We start from the raw sequence: 17,202 nt of genomic DNA on the forward strand, positions 1-17,202 counted from the left end.
CGCTGCATTTTGATGTATACCCATAACGATGGGCCGCAAGACGGTAACTATTTTATGCTGTCGTGATGGCTATTTTATAGCGATTTAGGCATGAGACCCCCTTATGGATCTTGATTTTTCCCCTAAGCTAGTAGCGCTCAAGGCCACCGTAGACAATGTGATCGAGCATCATATTGCCCCTCTGGCTAGCCGTGTCGATCAAGAAGCGCTGTGGCCAGCTCATTCAATGAAGGCGTTAGCTGAAGCCGGACTTATGGGGTTGCAAGTTCCTGTCGCTCAAGGAGGGCATGGCCAAGGGCTTTTAGCCCTGGCCGTCATGACCGAGGCGATTAGCAAGGCATGCCCCTCATCAGCGCTGTGTTTTGGCATGCACTGCGTAGGAACGGCCGTTATTGCCGCCAAGGCGACACCTTACCAGCAGGAGCATTACTTGCAGGCCATTGCGGCAGGCAAGCATTTGACAACACTTGCCTTATCCGAGAGTGGCTCAGGGGCTCATTTTTACGTGCCGGCCACTCGCATCGACATGAATGGTCAGTTCTTTACCGTTACGGGCGTTAAGCAATTCGTTACCAATGGCGGGCAAGCTGATTCTTATGTGCTATCTACCGTTGCTAGTGGTGAAGAAAGCGAATCAGGCGATTTCAATTGCCTGATCGTAGACGGCCAGGCGGAAGGCTTGCAGTGGCAGGCTCCCTGGAACGGTTTTGGGATGCGCGGCAACTCCTCATGTGCCTTGAAACTGGATGGCGTTCAGGTCCCGATGAGCAATCTTTTAGGGGAGCCAGGCGATCAGGTCTGGTATGTATTTGAAGTAGTAGCGCCTTTCTTCTTAATGGCCATGGCAGGTACTTATCTCGGTATCGCCCAGGCAGCCCTGGATGCAGCAGGCGAGCAACTGCGGGCACGACACTATGAGCATTCGGGCGAGACGCTCAGAGAAATAGAAACACTCCAGACGCGCTATGCCAGCATGTGGATCGCCTTGGAAAAGACGCGCTCTCTGGTTCGTGAAGCGGCTCGTCGTGGCGACAGAGGCGACCCGGATGCCTTGCCTTTTATCCTGGCCTGTAAAGCCGATGCGGGAGAGACAGCCGTTATGCTGGCCAACGAGGCGATGACATTATGTGGCGGGGCGGCTTATCGTGAAAATAGTCGGGTAGCCCAGATGCTGCGTGATGCCAGGGCCAGCCATGTCATGTCGCCTACTACCGATCTTTTAAAATTATGGACAGGCAGATGCCTGCTCGGTCTTCCCTTGCTCTGAGTATGCCTGTGATTTTCCAGACGGTTTTTCTAATTGATTCACACGATGTCATAGACAGTCCCGAGGCGGGTGCTCTTAAGTCCGCACTGGAGTCGCATGGCGTACAGGTGCACCTTCATACGGAAAAACAGCTGGGCGTATTGTTGGATGGACAGGATGAACCCGCCGTTATTGTGTTCATGCCGTCGGTGGAAAAACCCGTTACGCTCGGCAAGGCAATACGGTCTCAATGGACTCAATGTGCACTTATTTTCGTCAAGGCACCTGAGCGGGTCGAGGCGTTTCATCGAGAGTTGGGCTTGGCTCCTATGCTGGGAGCACACTGGTCAATTGTCGCGTGGAATACCGAGGCGCTTCCAAAACAGATTCGTCAGGCTGCGACCAATACACGGCAGCGAGTCAAATGGCGTACCACGCTAAACCGTGCCAATGATCGTCTTATGGCGATGCGTACGGTAGATGGCCTTGAATATCAGCGGCTGCAAGCGGCTGATCATTACTTGGCGGCCTTTATCAATTCAGCGCAGGAAGCTCTCGTCGGTATCGATACCCGTCTGGACGTCTTGTATTGGAGCGCTGGAGCGGAGGAGCTCTTTGGCGTCAAAGCCAAAAGCGTTATCGGGCAGAGCGTACGAGAGCTGCCCTTTTGGGCATCCGAGTTGGAACAGAGTCTGGCTGAAATAGCGGCGGGTGCTAGGGTACGGATCGTCGAGCGGCCTTGTCTGCTGAAGAATGTTGAGCTTGCTTTGGAGATCATGCTGTCAGGCGTTAAGGATGACTCTGGCGCATTGGTAGGTACTTCACTGACGATTCGTGATATGTCGGCGCGTGTGGCTGAACAGCGTGCCCAGGAAGCATTCGGGCGGGCGATCAGCCTGGAGCGTCAACACCTGTATCGCTTGTTCGAACAGGCGCCAGGCTTTGTTGCCATAACAAAAGGCATGCATCATCAAGTCGAGATAGCGAACCGGGCGTTCTATCAATTGGTTGGGCGTCAAAACCTTATTGGTCGGCGTGCCCAGGAAGTATTTCCATCAATCAAAGACAGCGCGCTTACTGAGTGGCTGGATCGAGTCTATTCAACCAAGCGCCCTTATATCGGACAAGGCGTCAAAATCTATGTCCAACCTGTGCCGGACCAGCCTGCCGAAATTCGGTATATCGATTTCATATTTCAGCCTGTTCTGGATGAAGGTGGGGTCGTATCGGGTATTTTTTTTCAAGGGCATGACGTCACTGCACAAACGTTGGCTCAAGAAGAGCTTCGGCGCTCGAGAGAGAACCTTCAGACGCTGGTTGAAGAACGCACTCAAGAACTCGAGCGCAGTCAACAGGCCTTGCATCATTCCCAAAAAATGGAGGCCATTGGCAAGCTGACAGGCGGTGTTGCTCATGATTTCAACAATGTCCTGCAAATCATCGAAGGCAATCTTGAACTCTTAAGGCCTGAGCTCTCGCACAGTGCAAGCGGCATGGCAAAGCTGGAAAACGTTGCCGCCGCAGTTGTTCGTGGGGCACGTCTGTCATCGCAACTGTTGGCCTTTGCCCGCCGGCAGCCGCTCAAGCCAATTGCTATTAATCTCAGTCGCCTGCTGCGTAGCATGGACGATCTACTGCGGCGCGCCTTGGGCGAAACGATTGAAATCGAGACGGTGATCGCTGGGGGGCTATGGACCACCATGGTGGACCCGAACCAGTTGGAAAACGTAATACTCAATTTAGCAATCAACGCGCGGGATGCGATGAAGGCGGGCGGTAAGCTCACGCTTGAACTCAGTAATGCCATGTTGGACGATCATTATGTCCGGTCGCAAACAGATATCGCGCCTGGGCAGTATGTCTTGTTGGCAGTCTCTGATACTGGCTCCGGCATGTCAGCTGAGACCCTGGAGCGGGCATTCGAACCCTTTTTCACGACTAAGCCTGAAGGAGAGGGAACAGGCTTGGGACTTAGCATGGCCTACGGCTTCGTCAAGCAGAGTAGTGGCCATATTCGCATTTACAGCGAGCTGGGATGTGGGACCACCATCAAACTCTACCTGCCCCGTACCCATGAAGCGGAGACGCTTCCGGTCCAAATCAATGATGACAATGTAGTAGGCGGTAATGAAACAATTCTGGTAGTCGAGGATGACTTAGCCGTTCAGGCAACGGTAATCGAGTTGCTAGTGGGCTTAGGCTATAAAGTCCTGCGCGCTAATGATGCACAAAGCGCTCTGAGTATTTTGCAAAGCGGCATGCCTATCGATCTGCTGTTTACAGATGTGGTGATGCCGGGTGCTCTGCGAAGCCCCGATCTTGCTCGACAAGCTAAACAACTGCTTCCAAACATTGCCGTTTTATTCACGTCAGGCTATACCCAGAATGCCATTGTGCATGGAGGAAGACTCGATCCGGGTGTCGAGCTGTTGAGTAAGCCATACCGCCTACAGGATTTGGCGCGTAAGGTTCGTCAGTTACTGACTGACCGGAAGTCTTTACCAGGAACTGACGGTTTTGTAGCGGCGTTGCCTGTTGAAAAAGCTAACGCCTCCCAAGTGCTGGTGCTGGAAGATCAACCCGATATTCTTTCCATGACCTGTGAGTTGGTCGAGCTACTGGGCTACAGTGCGCAGGGTTTCTGTAAGGCAGAAGAGGCGCTTCATGTATTGGAACAAGTGAGGTTCGATATTCTGCTAACTGACGTGAATTTGCCAGGTATGTCAGGTATCGATTTTGCCCGACAAGCGACACGACAGCATTCAGGTATGAGGGTGATTTTCATGTCTGGTGAAGGCGATATTGCTACTGATGTGCCGTCCAAGTCCTTGGCCAAGCCTTTCAATCTTCAACAATTGAAGGCTGTCCTGGAGGTGTCTGAAGAATAGGCACTTTAGCCGCCGCTCATTCACGGTGGCTGGTGTTCTGATGAGAGCTTTTTCTGTACGGCTAATGAGCAGCCGGCCAAGACAGAGCCGCTATTTGCTCTCTCAAATGTTCAGGAGGCATTGGCCGCCCCAGGAAATAGCCCTGAGCCTGATCGCAGTCCAGTGTAGCTAAGGCGTCAAGCTGCTCCTGGGTTTCGACGCCTTCGGCCGTCACTCGCATCGAAAGGGACTGTCCCAAGGCTACGATTGCTTTGACAATCGCCTGGTTATTGGCCGTCGGATCGGCAAGATTCATGACAAAGCTGCGATCGATCTTGATGCCGTCGAAGGGGTACTGGCTCAAATAGCTCAATGAAGAATAGCCCGTACCGAAATCATCCATTGAAAGTTTTACTCCCAGCCGCTTGAGCTCGATCATGAATTCCCGTGCGCCTTCAGCATTGTCAATCATGACGCTTTCGGTAATTTCAAGCTCCAGCCGTGATGGCGACAATCCTGTACGAGCCAGTACCTGGCGGATGCGATCGACAAGATCGCTGCGTTTGAATTCGATACATGACAGGTTGACCGAGACAAATACAGAGGCATCCCACCGATTGGCTTCCAGACAGGCGTGATGCATGACCCAATCGCTTAGCTCAACGATTAAGCCGGTTTCTTCGGCCATAGGAATGAATACTGCTGGGCTCAGCATGCCTCTTTCAGGGTGCTCCCACCGTACCAGAGCTTCAGCCCCGATGAGCTGTGAGCTGGCAATATCGAAACGCGGTTGAAAGACCAGGCGCAACTCATCATTTCGAAGTGCCTGTTTCAGGTCCTGCTCCAATTGGCGGCGCTCCTGAATACGCTTTTTCATCTCGGCGTTGTACAGCCGCCATGTGCGTCGGCCATTTGCTTTGGCCTCATGGAGAGCAATATCGGCTAAGCGTAAAAGCTCTTGGGAGTCGTTACTGTCTACGGGGGCTTGGGCGACACCAATGCAAAGGCCTAGACGAAGCTCCTGTTCACTGGCTGTAATAGGCTGCTCAAACGCATCTAGCAGCGTTTCACATAGGGTTGATAGTGCTGTAGAGGAAAGAGGGGCAGTCAGGATGACAAACTCATCGCCGCCAAGACGAGCAACGAAACTGTCAGGCCCTACGATTTGCCGCAGACGCTGACCTACCTTGCTGAGAATACGGTCCCCCGCGCTGTGACCCAGCGCGTCATTGACCTGTTGGAACCCACTGATATCTACGTAGAGCAGGGCGAAGCCGGTATGTTCGGTCAGATCGTGCGCCAGTTTTTCCTGCAAAATCTCATAGGCATGCGTGCGGTTGGGTAAGCCGGTTACTGCGTCATGCTGTGAGAGATGAAGGATATAGGCCTTGGCCTCGATATCGTCGGTAATATCACTTACTGTTCCGCGATAGCCGCTCACGACGCCTTGGGTATCTATGCGACGTACGAGGAGGTTGCCTATTCGCTCACGTCCATTAACGTCAGTATGGCGGCAGGGGATGGGCTTGTTGTGACGTAGGCTGGAGTGGGCCAGGGCCATAAACTCATTCTGGTCAAACAAAAGTAGTTCCTGAAGTGATTTTCCCAGGCACTCATTCACGTTCAGACCAGTCGTCGTACCAAAGCGATCGGAAAGATAGTTTACTGTCAGGTGGGCATTGGTTTCCCATATCCAGTCGGAAGACGCTTCAGCCACGTCCCTAAAACGCGCCTCGCTCTTAAGCATGGCTTCATGGCTCAGATCGATCTGCCTAGCTGCCTTGATTGAGCGACGTAACAAATGCCAGGTAATGAACGAAAATATAAAGATGCTCAGAACCAGCATGGGAAACATAACCATGAGGAGCGCATCACCAGGCCGTGTGACATCCCACGTCAATCGGATTCTGGGCTCGGTCGACAGATCGAGTCCAACGTCAGTATTGGAGGTATCGTGTCGGAGATTGTTCAGCCCAAAGGTCTTTGCCATTTGGCTCAAAGAGTTTTCCCCTAGGGCGTCGACAAAGACTATTACTGATAATCGCTCGGCAGGCACATCCAAGGGATACGAGAGCGGTCTTATTGCGGCCGCCCATACAATGGCCGGCTTACCTTCGACGGTGAAATAAGCCTGAGCTGTTTGTTGCTCAAACGACATCGCCCGCGCTTTGTGTATTAGGCCGTTCAGATCGCCTTCAAGCCACGTTTGGGGCCTATCAATAGTCAACTGACCTTTTATATAGGCAAAACGCGTTTGATCTTGAGGATCAATGATCAGGACACCATTAAGAGCATATTGCGCCAACAGAGTGCGGCCCATGCTCTCTTGGCGAGCTATCCAGCTCAGGTCGATGTGATCCTTTGTGTATTCGAAGGCTTCGTCCCAATAGGCAAAGTTTAGGAGGGTGCTGCTGACGGTTTCGAGCCGAGCGTCGAATACCTTTTGCACTAGCGTCTGGCTGCGGTTGAGCTCGTCCTGATTAAGTGTAAAGGCAATACGAGCCAATATCAGGCTGGCGCCTAGAAAAATACATAGTACTAAAAGCCCGATGACACCTGCGGAGCGGCGCGCCAATTCGGTATGGCCGGTAGGCGTTGTCGATACATCCCTTAGATGTTGTTGCAGCTCAGACATGCGACGTACTCGATGAAGGATGCGCAAACGAAAGGCAGAAAGCCAGCTATGATGGCCTATCGGCATAAGCGCAGCACTCTGAAGTGTCGTTTATGGCAGGACTGACCGATGGTCTGGAGGTCTGGACAAAGGGAGGTTTTGTTTCGTGATTAATTCAAACACAACAGCGCCCAGCGTGGCGCGTTTGGGAGGCTGTTAAAGCATGCGCTGTCACAACAGCAATAGACGGAGTAACATCATCAAAGGACCTTCCTTTGATATCACAGTCTAGCCGTACTGCTCCGTTGTGTACTCGACGCGATTTTAACCGCTATGGCGGCTCCGCTCAGTAACATGAGAAGAGCGCAGGCTTCTTGAACTGTTGGTAAACGACCCTCGGCGATTAACCCAAAGGCTGTAGCGAAGAGTGTTTCCAGGGAAATCAGCTGGCCGGTTACCACCATAGGTAATCGGTGCGATGCAATATTCCAGGCCCATGCACCTGCCAGGGACGAAAGAGTCGCTACGGAAAAGGCCCAGGCGTACAGGGAGCCGGCGCTGTGCCAGTCCATTCCGAGTGAAAATAGCTTGAACACTCCATGTAGCAAGCCGAATGGAAAAAGCAGCAGCAAGCTTATACAGGCCCCTACCATCATGAGAGCCGTCCAGGTGCCAAGATGTATGTCGGGCTTGCGCTCGAGAGCATTTTGGTTAAATACGCTAAACAACAACCACAAGGCCACGGCGCCAAGGGAGAAAGCTACGCCTGTTGTCAAAGAGCTACTAGCCAGGGTCAGGGATGAAAAAACGCTCAGATTGGCGAGTGACAAGCCGCCTGCTACCAAGCACAGCGGGATCGCCAGCTTTTTCCAGGGTAACGCTCTCTTTCGGGCATTACCCAGCAAGGCCAGCAGGATGGGAACAAGACCGACGAATGCTGGGGTAATAACTGGCCCGGCAAACATGACACCGGCCATGATGCAGCTGAAATAGCCTGTATAGCCGATCGTGCCCAAGGTAAATGCCAGGAGAATATCTCTCCTGTTCAGGTTGGCCAGACGTTGTCTGAATGAAGCGAGAAGCAACAGCCCGAGCGCACCGGAAAACAGGAACCTCAGCAAAATAAAGTCATAGGCGCTATAAGCTCCTGTTACATAAGGCGTCACAAAGTTCAAGGCCCAGCACGCGGTAGCGAAAAAAGCAGACGCAACGCCAAAGATCCAAGAGGCAGGAGACAAAACCATGGCAACGGGCTCCAGTGGCACACAGTTTTAAGGCATGGGCGCTATAAAGCGTTAAATCAGAGCCTGCGAAAATCGGTTGGTTTCTTACAAAATTAGCTGACTATGTAAAATGCCGGATATTGGTCAGATTCCTTGTGGCCTACTACGGTAAGATTTCTCTAATTTGAAGGACTGTAACCATGAACGAGTTGTCATTAGCTGGCACGCCCCTCGAGTACTTCCATGTTTGTGCTTTTTTTGACAGCCGCGAGCAGGAGTACGACGTCCTGATTCCGTTTTTCAAGGAAGCTATTGAACAGGGCGAGAAAACCATTCATATCATTAACCCAGCCACCTTCGACGATCATCGTGAGCGACTGAGCAAGGCTGGCATCGATACGCATGCCTGCGAGGCATGCGGCCAGTTGGAGCTTCATTCATGGGGCGGCACCTATCTGGATGAATGCGGTACCTTTAACAAGGACCGCATGCTCACTACTTTGGCGCAGACCAATGAAGCTGCTAAGAAGGACGGTTATACCCGCGTACGGATCATGGGTAATATGGACTGGGTCTTCAATGACGCCTCCAAGGCCAAAGATATCCTGGCGTATGAAGCTGAGGTGAACGAGGTACTTTCGTATAATCGACAGCCTGCCATTTGTGTCTATGACATTGCTAAGCTGTCTGGCTCCATGATGATGGACCTATTGCGGACCCATCCGTTAACGCTCATCAATGGGGTCGTACAGGAAAATCCTTTCTATACGCCTGCTTCGGAAATGCTCGAAGAGCTCAAGCATCGCCAGGACAACTCAGCGGGTAGCTCAACACATGCCGTATGAGTTCAAGCTTCCTTTCAATAGGGAAGCGAGATGAGCGATTCTCCTATAAGTCCCATGGCTGTCTCGGTAGATACCGCCACGGCAGAAAAAAGTATTCGAGACCTCATGGGGCTGCTCGCCTTGCCAGCCTTATGGAGCGGGCGGGACGGTGAAACCGTGCTTAGGCTCATGATCGAGGCCGTAGAGCGTATCGTGCCGGTTCGGTTTTGCCTGGCGCAGGCCGTGCTGCCGGAGCGCCCCGATTTCTGTCTGGTTCGCGTAGAGGGAAATTACCTACCGGAGCAGGTGCTAGATCCTTGGCGGGCCGCCGCCGAGACGTGGTCTGGTCAGCGCGTACCGGATGGCCGGGTGAGCGAAGCTATGACGCCTTTGCGCCATATGCGCATTATCTATCTGAGCCTAGGGTATGGAAGTTGTGGTGGAAAAATCTGGTTTGGTTCATGCGACCCGGCATTTCCTCAGGTGACGCAACTAGCTTTCCTACGGGCTGCAGCATCCTTGGCCGCTACGGGTGTCCAGGCGGCACGGGCAAACCATGAGCGTGAGCAGGCCAGTCGCGCCAAGGATGAGTTCCTGGCCATGTTGGGTCATGAGTTGCGTAACCCTTTAGCCCCTATCGTTATGGCTATAGAGCTACTCAAGCTCAGAAGCAAGGAGGCTTTATCGCGTGAGCATGTCATCATTGAACGGCAAGCCAATCATTTGTCTCGCCTGGTGGATGATCTTTTGGATGTGACGCGTATTACGCGCGGCAAGATCGAACTTAAAAAAGAGCCGGTCAAGCTAAAGGATGTTTTGCTTCGTGCGATTGAGGATACCAGCACGCTGATGCAGGAGCGACAGCACCAGCTTGCCACGGATTTTCCTGAGCAAGACATCTGGATACAGGGAGACGCTATACGACTGGCGCAGGTCTTTACAAATCTTTTGACAAACGCTGCGAAGTACACGGATGTCGGCGGGTACGTTACGGTGTCAATGCACGTTGCAGATACGTATGCCGAGGTCACGGTTCGTGATAATGGCACCGGTATAAGCCCGCATTTACTGCCATTGCTATTTAACATGTTCGAGCAGGGCGCAGCGACTATTGATCGTGCCAAAGGCGGACTGGGAATTGGCTTGGCACTTGTAAAAAGTTTCGTGGGCTTGCACGGCGGCACTGTGACTGCCCATAGCGACGGTATCGGATGTGGATCTGAATTCACGGTCAGATTACCGCTCCTGAATCCGGCAACCTCCCTCGCGCCTGTAAGCATTCAGGATCACTCGGAAACGCCTGGCAAAGCTGTTCGCGTTCTGATCGTCGATGACAATCTTGATGCGCTCGAAAGCACGGCGGCGTATCTACAGCAAAGCGGTCATTCTGTAGAAACCACAAGCGATCCGCTCAAAGTGTTAGACCTTGCCACAATATTCAAACCTGACGTGGTTATCTTGGATATTGGGTTGCCTGTAGTAGACGGCTATACCCTTGCAGCCAGATTGCGCGAAGCATTTCCGGCGGGAACGTTGCGACTGGTGGCGCTTACTGGCTATGGGCAGGCGGCGGATATGAAAAAATCCAGAGATGCAGGTTTCGACGTACATCTGGTCAAACCTGTTGCCTTTAGGGCATTGAATGAAGCCATAACCAAGCCTGTAGCCTGACGGATGTCTAGACGCTTATTAGGAGAATTTAAGAAGGTGAGTCTTTAAATCCTATCTTTTCCCCTACTCTAAAGTGCTATCAAAGGGAAGAGTAGACAGGCTGTATTTTTAATAGACCATAAAGCACTAAGGGAGCCGAGGCTCCCCTTAAGGTGGTACGTGCTTTGTTTTTATTGTTATACCAGGCCTGTTGTTTTTCTTGTCTGGCCCGTCCCGGTCGTATACCGACCGCCGGGAAGGTTCCTAGCTGGAACCAATAGCAAACGGATTACTTTGATGCTGAGTTGTAATGATCCGGTACGGGTGCTGCCTTAAGGCAGTTTTATTCTTCTCTGTCCGGTCTAATCCAAGGGATTGTTTGCAACTCTTACCAAAATGATCAGTTAGCTTCGCCTCCGCCTGCTTGTTCTTATTATGCTGGAGCCGTTACGTCTTATTTTTATTATGTTTTTTGTGTTTCTTATTTTTGTTGTGCCATAAAGAAAGCAGAAGCTGTGCCAATTTTTAAAATTCATTTATTTTCAATGAGTTACTGTGTTTGTAGCGATTTTTTGAAATGATAACATGAGAATTTTGTTACGGATAAACCCGGCTTTCTATAAGGGGTAACACTTTTGTATGGTTTATGGGTGTTACCGTGCGGTTACAAAGGACGTCAGTAGCACCCATGCCCTGAACGTGAGCAGACCGAGTGGTCGAGGCAGACTGAAGAAGCATTTTCCTCAAGAATGGTGGGCGATAGGGGGTCAAGACTTGGGAGCATCTTGAAAACAATCCATTAACGGATTACAGAGTGCCAAGTCCTCACTTCTGTGTTGGAAAAGCCGGTGGGTATTCTTTCCCCGTATGGCTTAACGAGTGTAGTTGTCTTCATCCCGTGCATAAGCGTATTGGATGAATTTCTCGGCTTCGCTTCTATCATCGAAACGTTTTACGGATTTAGTGCCCATTCGTGCCTCGTAATAGGGCGGGGCATCAGGTGAGTTATCGCTTGAGCATTCGAACAGGTAATACCCGTTTGCGCTGGAAACAACTTTTTCTGGCATTAACATTTTCCTCGCATTTGTCTAATTGGTTCTTCCCGAGTGGCTCTCTCTATAAATACGCTGCATGCTCAGCCTGTCCGATAAGTCATCGTTAATGGCTAAAGCACTAGTGGAGCAAAGACTTCAAATGTAATCAGGCTGAAAATGTTACGAGCGATACGCGAGAGAGGTAACGTAACGGCTTACATTTTTCGACCGGTTCACTTGGTCAGGTTAAGAGCCATACGGGTTCGAAATGCAGTGTGCAAGACGCTGCTTAATAAGCAGAGCGCAAAAGCAGTAACGCTGTGCTCAATAACAGAGGACGCCTACCATATCAGCCTCCCTGTGCTAGGTCTGTTCAGTTTAAATAGGGACTGCCAGCATTGAGCAAAGATTCCACTCCTGCATATTCCTTATAGATAAGTTTTCAATCAGGATTTACTCAGAAGCGCTCAGCAGGAGGCGGAATATCGTGTTTGCGTAATTTTCGATACAACATATTGCGGCTGATTCCCAGACAACGAACCGTGCGTGATATATGCCAATGTTCTCTCTCCAGCACATCGAGCAGGGCAGCTTTTTCCGCATTGCCAAGCAAAGCTTTAGTGGAAGAGGCCAGCGCTGGAGTTCTATTACGTATTTTGTGAGGTAGGTCATCGAACAGGGTCAAGCCGTTTCCACCAAGTGCCATCAATGTCTGCAAAACGTTGCATAGTTGCCGTACGTTACCTGGCCAGGCGTAATGCAGCAGTGCCTGCCGCGCCCGATTTTCCAAATTCAACGGCGGGCCTTGGGTTTCCTGGGTCAGCAGATGTTCCAGTAAGACGTTTTTATCGCTGCGCTCGCGTAAGGCAGGCAGCTGAGCAATTGGGCCATTGAGGCGATAATACAGGCCTTCCCTGAGTGTTCCTTCGATTATGCGTGCCTCCAGGTCTCGATGGGTTGCTCTGATGAGCAGACGATTCATTTCGCATAGGCAACATCCAGCACGCGCTGCAGCCGTTCACGCTGTTCGAGGATGCGGGGCTGCTCCAAGACAACAGGGCTGCCTGGCTTAGTGGGATCAAGATGGTGTTGTTCGAGGCAGCGGCGCCAGGAACGAGCGATGGTCGGTCGTACGGTCGGTTCCTTGTCCTACGGTTAGAACCTGGCGGGTGTGACGACTCATGGCGAGGGCGGTCATTCTTATTGTTCTCTGCGTAAAGGGGTTCGATTGGAACTGCCGTGACGCTGCGACACCTGAAGCACCGTCTATGCTTCACTAGGTAAAGACCGATTGCAAATGGAAAAGCAGGTTGTGCCAATGCTGGTACAACCTGTCACCAGGCCCTGTCTCGGTCATGGTACAACGTCCCATGCATGATCTCCGGCTTGGTTGGGCGCAGCCGCTCTAGACTAGGTTTCTGTTGAAGCTGGCCTGAGCTTTGCTCATTCCTTTGCAGCATTACAGACTCCATAACAAGCACAACATTGGGAGAACCACCATGCGTTACGCACAACCTGGCAGCCAGGATGCTCTTGTCAGCCTGCAGTCCCGTTATGGCAACTACATTGGTGGCGAATTTGTTTCGCCCGTCAAAGGTCAGTATTTCACCAACACCTCGCCGGTCAACGGCTCTGTAATTGGCGAGTTTCCTCGTTCTACGGCCGAAGACATCGATAAAGCGCTGGATGCCGCTCACGCTGCTGCCGATGCGTGGGGCAAAACGTCTGTTCAGGCGCGCTCTCTGATCCTGCTCAAGATTGCCGACCGCATCGAGCAGAATCTTGAAAAGCTTGCTGTTGCTGAAACCTGGGATAATGGAAAGGCGGTTCGCGAGACCCTGGCGGCCGATGTACCACTGGCGGCTGACCATTTCCGTTATTTTGCAGGCTGTATTCGTGCTCAAGAGGGTACGGCTGCTGAAATCGACCAGCACACGGCGGCCTATCATTTCCATGAGCCATTGGGGGTGGTCGGCCAGATCATTCCGTGGAACTTCCCTCTGTTGATGGCGGCCTGGAAATTGGCACCGGCTCTGGCAGCAGGCAACTGTGTGGTGCTCAAGCCCGCTGAACAGACCCCGCTGTCCATTACGCTGCTTGCCGAGATAATCGGTGACCTGCTGCCCCCAGGCGTACTCAATATTGTTCAGGGCTTTGGCAAGGAAGCGGGCGAGGCGCTGGCTACCAGTACCCGTATCGCCAAGATTGCCTTTACCGGTTCGACCCCCGTGGGCTCGCACATCCTGAAGTGCGCTGCGGTAAACATTATTCCCAGTACAGTAGAACTGGGGGGCAAGTCACCTAATATCTACTTTGAAGACATCATGCAGGCCGAGCTGAGCTTTATTGAAAAGGCCGCAGAAGGGCTGGTTTTGGGTTTCTTCAACCAGGGTGAAGTTTGCACCTGCCCCTCCCGCGCTCTAGTGCAGGAGTCGATTTACGAACCATTCATAGCCGAGGTCATGAAAAAGGTCACTCAGATCAAGCGGGGCGATCCACTGGACACCGAGACCATGATTGGTGCTCAGGCGTCACAACAACAGTTCGACAAGATCGTGTCCTACCTGGAAATTGCACGTAGCGAGGGGGCCGAGTTCCTCACAGGCGGTGCCGTCGAATCCTTGCAGGGGGACTTGGCGAGCGGGTATTACATCCAGCCGACCCTTCTCAAAGGGCATAATAAGATGCGGGTCTTTCAGGAAGAAATCTTCGGCCCGGTCATTGGCGTTACGACCTTCCGAGATGAAGCCGAAGCGCTGGCCATCGCTAACGATACTGAGTTTGGGCTAGGAGCAGGTGTCTGGACGCGTGATATCAATCGCGCCTATCGCATGGGCCGTGGTATCAAGGCCGGTCGCGTCTGGACTAACTGCTATCACTTGTATCCCGCTCATGCTGCCTTTGGCGGCTACAAGAAATCCGGTATTGGCCGCGAGACTCACAAGATGATGCTGGATCATTACCAGCAGACCAAGAACCTGCTGATCAGCTACGACACCAACCCGTTGGGATTTTTCTAACGTCATTCAGGGGCGGTAGAAGGCTACCGCCCTCTAAGACGCAATACTGATTGCCGATTGGTGTGTGTCCAACAAACAGGGCTTTCCTTGAGTTAGGTCGTTATTTTGGCGTGCCATGTGCTTCAAGCTTGCTATCGTGGAGCGTAGGAGCGTAGGAGCGTAGGAGCGTTTGACCGGCGTTTGCCAGTATCACCACTTCATCGTCCTGAATACATGACAATGAAGCCATTGGTTTCGTGAGTTTAATAAACTGCTGAAAACTTAGAAAGTCGATGTTTCCGTGTTACGTCCCGAAACAAATTTTAGCCCATAGTGCAGCTTCCTGCGTTGTCGCACTGATTTGCCTGCGGCAGAGGGCGACTGGCCGGTCAAACCCAACCGCCTTTTATTTCTGGTCATGAGAAAGGGAACATCGTTGGTTTAGGTGCGCTGTGGCTGGGCAAGCAATAGAAACATGTCTGTTTACAGTTTTTTCAAAAGCTGCCGATTTCCTGACGTAAGCCATGCGCCATCGTGATCATGCCGTTTGGTCTGAAACGCTCCGCTCGAATTGATCAATGCGAGCCTACCTGACGATATAACTGTTTAGGAAGTACCCTTATGGCCTGGTTCATTAATGCCAAATTAGCTACCAAACTTCTAGGTGCTTTTATTCTTTTTGCCTGTATTAGCCTTGTAATAGGGTTATTAGGCATTCGAGCAATCACCCAGTTATCGAACAGTCTGGAGTTGGTTTTTACTAACAATATCGTATCGGTAGCGAATGCTTACGAGACAAAAGCCAAGACCATTGCTCAACACCGTGATGCCTATAAGCTGCTTGCTTTAACGGAATCAGGCGCCTCGGTACAGGAGCGTGACCAAGCGTTACAGTCTTTAGAGGCTAACCGGGCTGCGGCAGAGAAAGCGTTCGCGACCTATCGCTCAACACCGTCACGGGATGATGAGCGCGCCGCGGGCGACAGGATGGAAAAGGATTGGCCTGTTTTTCAATCGCATATCGAGCGTGTACTGATGGCGTTAGATCAGGGGGATTTCGATACGGCACGTAGCCTCGTCAAGGGGGATGTCAACGATTACTATCGTCGACTCATGACACACCAAGACGCTATTGTAGAATCCAACAAGCAACAGGCAGATGAAGGGGCTCAGCAGGCCAAAGCACTTAAACGCTCCGTTAGTTTGATGCTTTACAGCGGCATGTTCATCGCCTTTGTTATGGCGATTGTGTTGGGTGTGCTTATTACCCTTTCGATTACCCGTCCGATCGCTCGTGCGGTCGTTAGTACCCAGCGTATCGCCCAGGGCGATTTAAGTGTTCGAATCGATAGTCATGGGCGTGACGAGACAGGGCAATTGTTACAAGCCTTGAGCGGAATGCAAGACAACCTTAAAAAGACTATCCAGGAGATTGCCAGCGCTTCCGATCAGTTAGCGTCTGCTGCAGAAGAGCTTAATGCGGTAACTGACGAAGGCTCTCGCAGCCTGACGCAGCAGAACGGTGAAATTCAGCAGGCGGCAACGGCAGTTACAGAAATGACATCGGCTGTTGAGGAAATTTCACGTAATGCCGCTTCTACCTCTGAGGCTTCGCACGTAACCAGCAAGGAGGCACAAACGGGGCGTCTGCAAGTAGGTAAAGCGGTTAATGCCATCGATACTATGGCTCAAGAGTTGAACACCTCTTCCGAGACTGTGCAGGCTTTGTCCGAACAGGTGCGCAATATTGGTCAGGTCGTGGATGTTATCCGGGGCATTGCCGAGCAAACCAATCTGCTGGCCCTTAATGCGGCGATCGAGGCGGCCCGGGCGGGAGAGCAGGGGCGTGGCTTCGCTGTCGTTGCCGATGAAGTTCGTGCTCTGGCTCACCGTACGCAGACGTCGACAGGTGAAATCGAAACTATGATCGGCACTGTCCAGAATACGACCGATCAGGCAGTACGGACGATGGGTAATAGCCGGTCGCTGGCGGAAAATACCCAACAGTTGGCCCAAGCCGCGGATCAAGCGCTAGAGCGTATTACAGTTGCCGTGACGGGGATCAACGAGCGTAACTTAGTTATCGCCAGCGCCGCAGAACAGCAGGCTCAGGTAGCTCGTGAAGTTGATCGGAACTTGGTTAATATTCAGGATCTGTCCACGCAGACTTCAGCCGGAGCGAATCAAACAAACGCCGCCAGTCAGGATCTGTCTCGCTTGGCGGTTTCCCTGAACCAGACGGTTGCCCGATTCAGGCTATAACGGTTGTCTTGTCAGCGACTAGTTACTTTCTTAGGTTAAAAGAGCTGAGCCCCAATCTGTGGCTGTGGGCTCGGCTGACTGACGCCACGGGAATGCCATTGCCAGCACATTCCCTTCTGGCGTAACGCCATGTTCGAATTTTCCGTATCTTGCCAGTCCAAGTTGGCCTTGCCGTAGGCTGCCTATCCGTTCTGCCTCACGTTAACTAGCGCGCATAAAGTTTCCATATACGTGACGTACAAACGTTGCGGTTATCGTTCTGACAGATTAATACTCTGCCAGAGATGCCGTTACGGTTGCCAAGCGTTACAGCTCTAAAGACTTTATACGGCAGCAGTCTGGCAAAACGGCAACAGGTCTGCTATCAAGCAGTAACTCTGATAATCCTCTCTACATTCAGACAGGCTCCAACGTCATAGTTTTCGTCCGTTTCAGCCGTACCGCAGGAGTTCAGGTTCTCTTCATGGCTACCGATATCTCTAT

General features: G+C 51.9%; 10 protein-coding genes and 2 pseudogenes. 8 read left to right on the forward strand and 4 right to left on the reverse strand.

From position 1 onward, the window contains the following. Positions 1 to 103: 103 nt before the first annotated feature. Together IQ22_RS15845 and IQ22_RS15850 are read left to right on the forward strand one after the other, a co-directional pair. Complete coding sequence (locus tag IQ22_RS15845; RefSeq protein ID WP_145143742.1) at positions 104 to 1,267, forward strand: acyl-CoA dehydrogenase family protein; 1,164 nt, start codon at positions 104 to 106, stop codon at positions 1,265 to 1,267. Further along, complete coding sequence (locus IQ22_RS15850; protein ID WP_244309197.1) at positions 1,240 to 4,134, forward strand: response regulator; 2,895 nt, start codon at positions 1,240 to 1,242, stop codon at positions 4,132 to 4,134. The genes IQ22_RS15845 and IQ22_RS15850 overlap by 28 nt, the downstream gene beginning before the upstream one ends. 61 nt (positions 4,135 to 4,195) lie before the next feature. Here the strand turns inward: IQ22_RS15850 and IQ22_RS15855 are convergent, their stop codons facing one another. Continuing rightward, positions 4,196 to 6,748 (reverse strand): bifunctional diguanylate cyclase/phosphodiesterase, encoded by a 2,553-nt coding sequence (locus IQ22_RS15855; protein WP_158635443.1) that lies wholly within the window; start codon positions 6,746 to 6,748, stop codon positions 4,196 to 4,198. A gap of 260 nt (positions 6,749 to 7,008) precedes the next feature. Beyond that, entirely contained in the window at positions 7,009 to 7,971 is a 963-nt protein-coding gene (locus IQ22_RS15860; RefSeq protein WP_145143747.1) for a DMT family transporter, read from the reverse strand. Positions 7,972 to 8,150: 179 nt separating this feature from the next. On the opposite strand from IQ22_RS15860, the gene IQ22_RS15865 reads away from it, so the two are divergent. After that, positions 8,151 to 8,795 carry an MEDS domain-containing protein gene (locus IQ22_RS15865; RefSeq protein ID WP_145143749.1) on the forward strand — a complete coding sequence of 215 codons (645 nt, stop codon included), beginning with the start codon at positions 8,151 to 8,153 and terminating at the stop codon, positions 8,793 to 8,795. A 30-nt stretch (positions 8,796 to 8,825) separates the two neighbouring features. Then, positions 8,826 to 10,445 carry a hybrid sensor histidine kinase/response regulator gene (locus tag IQ22_RS15870; protein WP_145143751.1) on the forward strand — a complete coding sequence of 540 codons (1,620 nt, stop codon included), beginning with the start codon at positions 8,826 to 8,828 and terminating at the stop codon, positions 10,443 to 10,445. Between the two features lie 851 nt (positions 10,446 to 11,296). On the opposite strand, the gene IQ22_RS15875 is transcribed toward IQ22_RS15870, so the two are convergent. Continuing rightward, positions 11,297 to 11,491 carry a hypothetical protein gene (locus IQ22_RS15875; protein WP_145143753.1) on the reverse strand — a complete coding sequence of 65 codons (195 nt, stop codon included), beginning with the start codon at positions 11,489 to 11,491 and terminating at the stop codon, positions 11,297 to 11,299. A 424-nt stretch (positions 11,492 to 11,915) separates the two neighbouring features. Then, the gene (locus IQ22_RS15880) at positions 11,916 to 12,440 is read right to left on the reverse strand and encodes an AAA-type ATPase lid domain-containing protein (RefSeq protein ID WP_145143755.1); all 525 of its coding nucleotides are present in this window, start codon (positions 12,438 to 12,440) and stop codon (positions 11,916 to 11,918) included. Positions 12,441 to 12,957: 517 nt separating this feature from the next. On the opposite strand from IQ22_RS15880, the gene exaC reads away from it, so the two are divergent. The 4 genes and pseudogenes from exaC (at position 12,958) to IQ22_RS24140 (ending at position 16,719) form a co-directional block, all read left to right on the forward strand. Next, positions 12,958 to 14,478: an acetaldehyde dehydrogenase ExaC gene (gene exaC, locus IQ22_RS15885; RefSeq protein ID WP_145143757.1), complete on the forward strand. Its 1,521-nt coding sequence runs from the start codon at positions 12,958 to 12,960 to the stop codon at positions 14,476 to 14,478. 328 nt (positions 14,479 to 14,806) lie between these two features. Then, a pseudogene (locus IQ22_RS24130) lies at positions 14,807 to 14,907 on the forward strand (zinc-dependent alcohol dehydrogenase); the annotation flags it as partial. A gap of 171 nt (positions 14,908 to 15,078) precedes the next feature. Further along, positions 15,079 to 15,861, forward strand: a pseudogene (locus IQ22_RS24135) (MCP four helix bundle domain-containing protein); the annotation flags it as partial. Then, complete coding sequence (locus tag IQ22_RS24140) at positions 15,856 to 16,719, forward strand: methyl-accepting chemotaxis protein (protein ID WP_425298875.1); 864 nt, start codon at positions 15,856 to 15,858, stop codon at positions 16,717 to 16,719. The pseudogene IQ22_RS24135 and the gene IQ22_RS24140, both read left to right, overlap by 6 nt. The last annotated feature ends 483 nt before the right edge of the window (positions 16,720 to 17,202 follow it).

The organism is Pseudomonas duriflava, assembly GCF_007830155.1.
GTDB classification, from domain to species: domain Bacteria; phylum Pseudomonadota; class Gammaproteobacteria; order Pseudomonadales; family Pseudomonadaceae; genus Chryseomonas; species Chryseomonas duriflava.

Excerpts from the sequence above, each read along its gene's own strand:
- IQ22_RS15880 (WP_145143755.1), bottom strand. The coding sequence starts at position 12,440 with ATGAATCGTCTGCTCATCAGAGCAACCCATCGAGACCTGGAGGCACGC.
- IQ22_RS15865 (WP_145143749.1), top strand. The coding sequence starts at position 8,151 with ATGAACGAGTTGTCATTAGCTGGCACGCCCCTCGAGTACTTCCATGTT.
- IQ22_RS15875 (WP_145143753.1), bottom strand. The coding sequence starts at position 11,491 with ATGCCAGAAAAAGTTGTTTCCAGCGCAAACGGGTATTACCTGTTCGAA.
- IQ22_RS15860 (WP_145143747.1), bottom strand. The coding sequence starts at position 7,971 with ATGGTTTTGTCTCCTGCCTCTTGGATCTTTGGCGTTGCGTCTGCTTTT.
- IQ22_RS15850 (WP_244309197.1), top strand. The coding sequence starts at position 1,240 with ATGCCTGCTCGGTCTTCCCTTGCTCTGAGTATGCCTGTGATTTTCCAG.
- IQ22_RS15845 (WP_145143742.1), top strand. The coding sequence starts at position 104 with ATGGATCTTGATTTTTCCCCTAAGCTAGTAGCGCTCAAGGCCACCGTA.
- IQ22_RS15855 (WP_158635443.1), bottom strand. The coding sequence starts at position 6,748 with ATGTCTGAGCTGCAACAACATCTAAGGGATGTATCGACAACGCCTACC.
- IQ22_RS15870 (WP_145143751.1), top strand. The coding sequence starts at position 8,826 with ATGAGCGATTCTCCTATAAGTCCCATGGCTGTCTCGGTAGATACCGCC.
- exaC (WP_145143757.1), top strand. The coding sequence starts at position 12,958 with ATGCGTTACGCACAACCTGGCAGCCAGGATGCTCTTGTCAGCCTGCAG.
- IQ22_RS24140 (WP_425298875.1), top strand. The coding sequence starts at position 15,856 with ATGCAAGACAACCTTAAAAAGACTATCCAGGAGATTGCCAGCGCTTCC.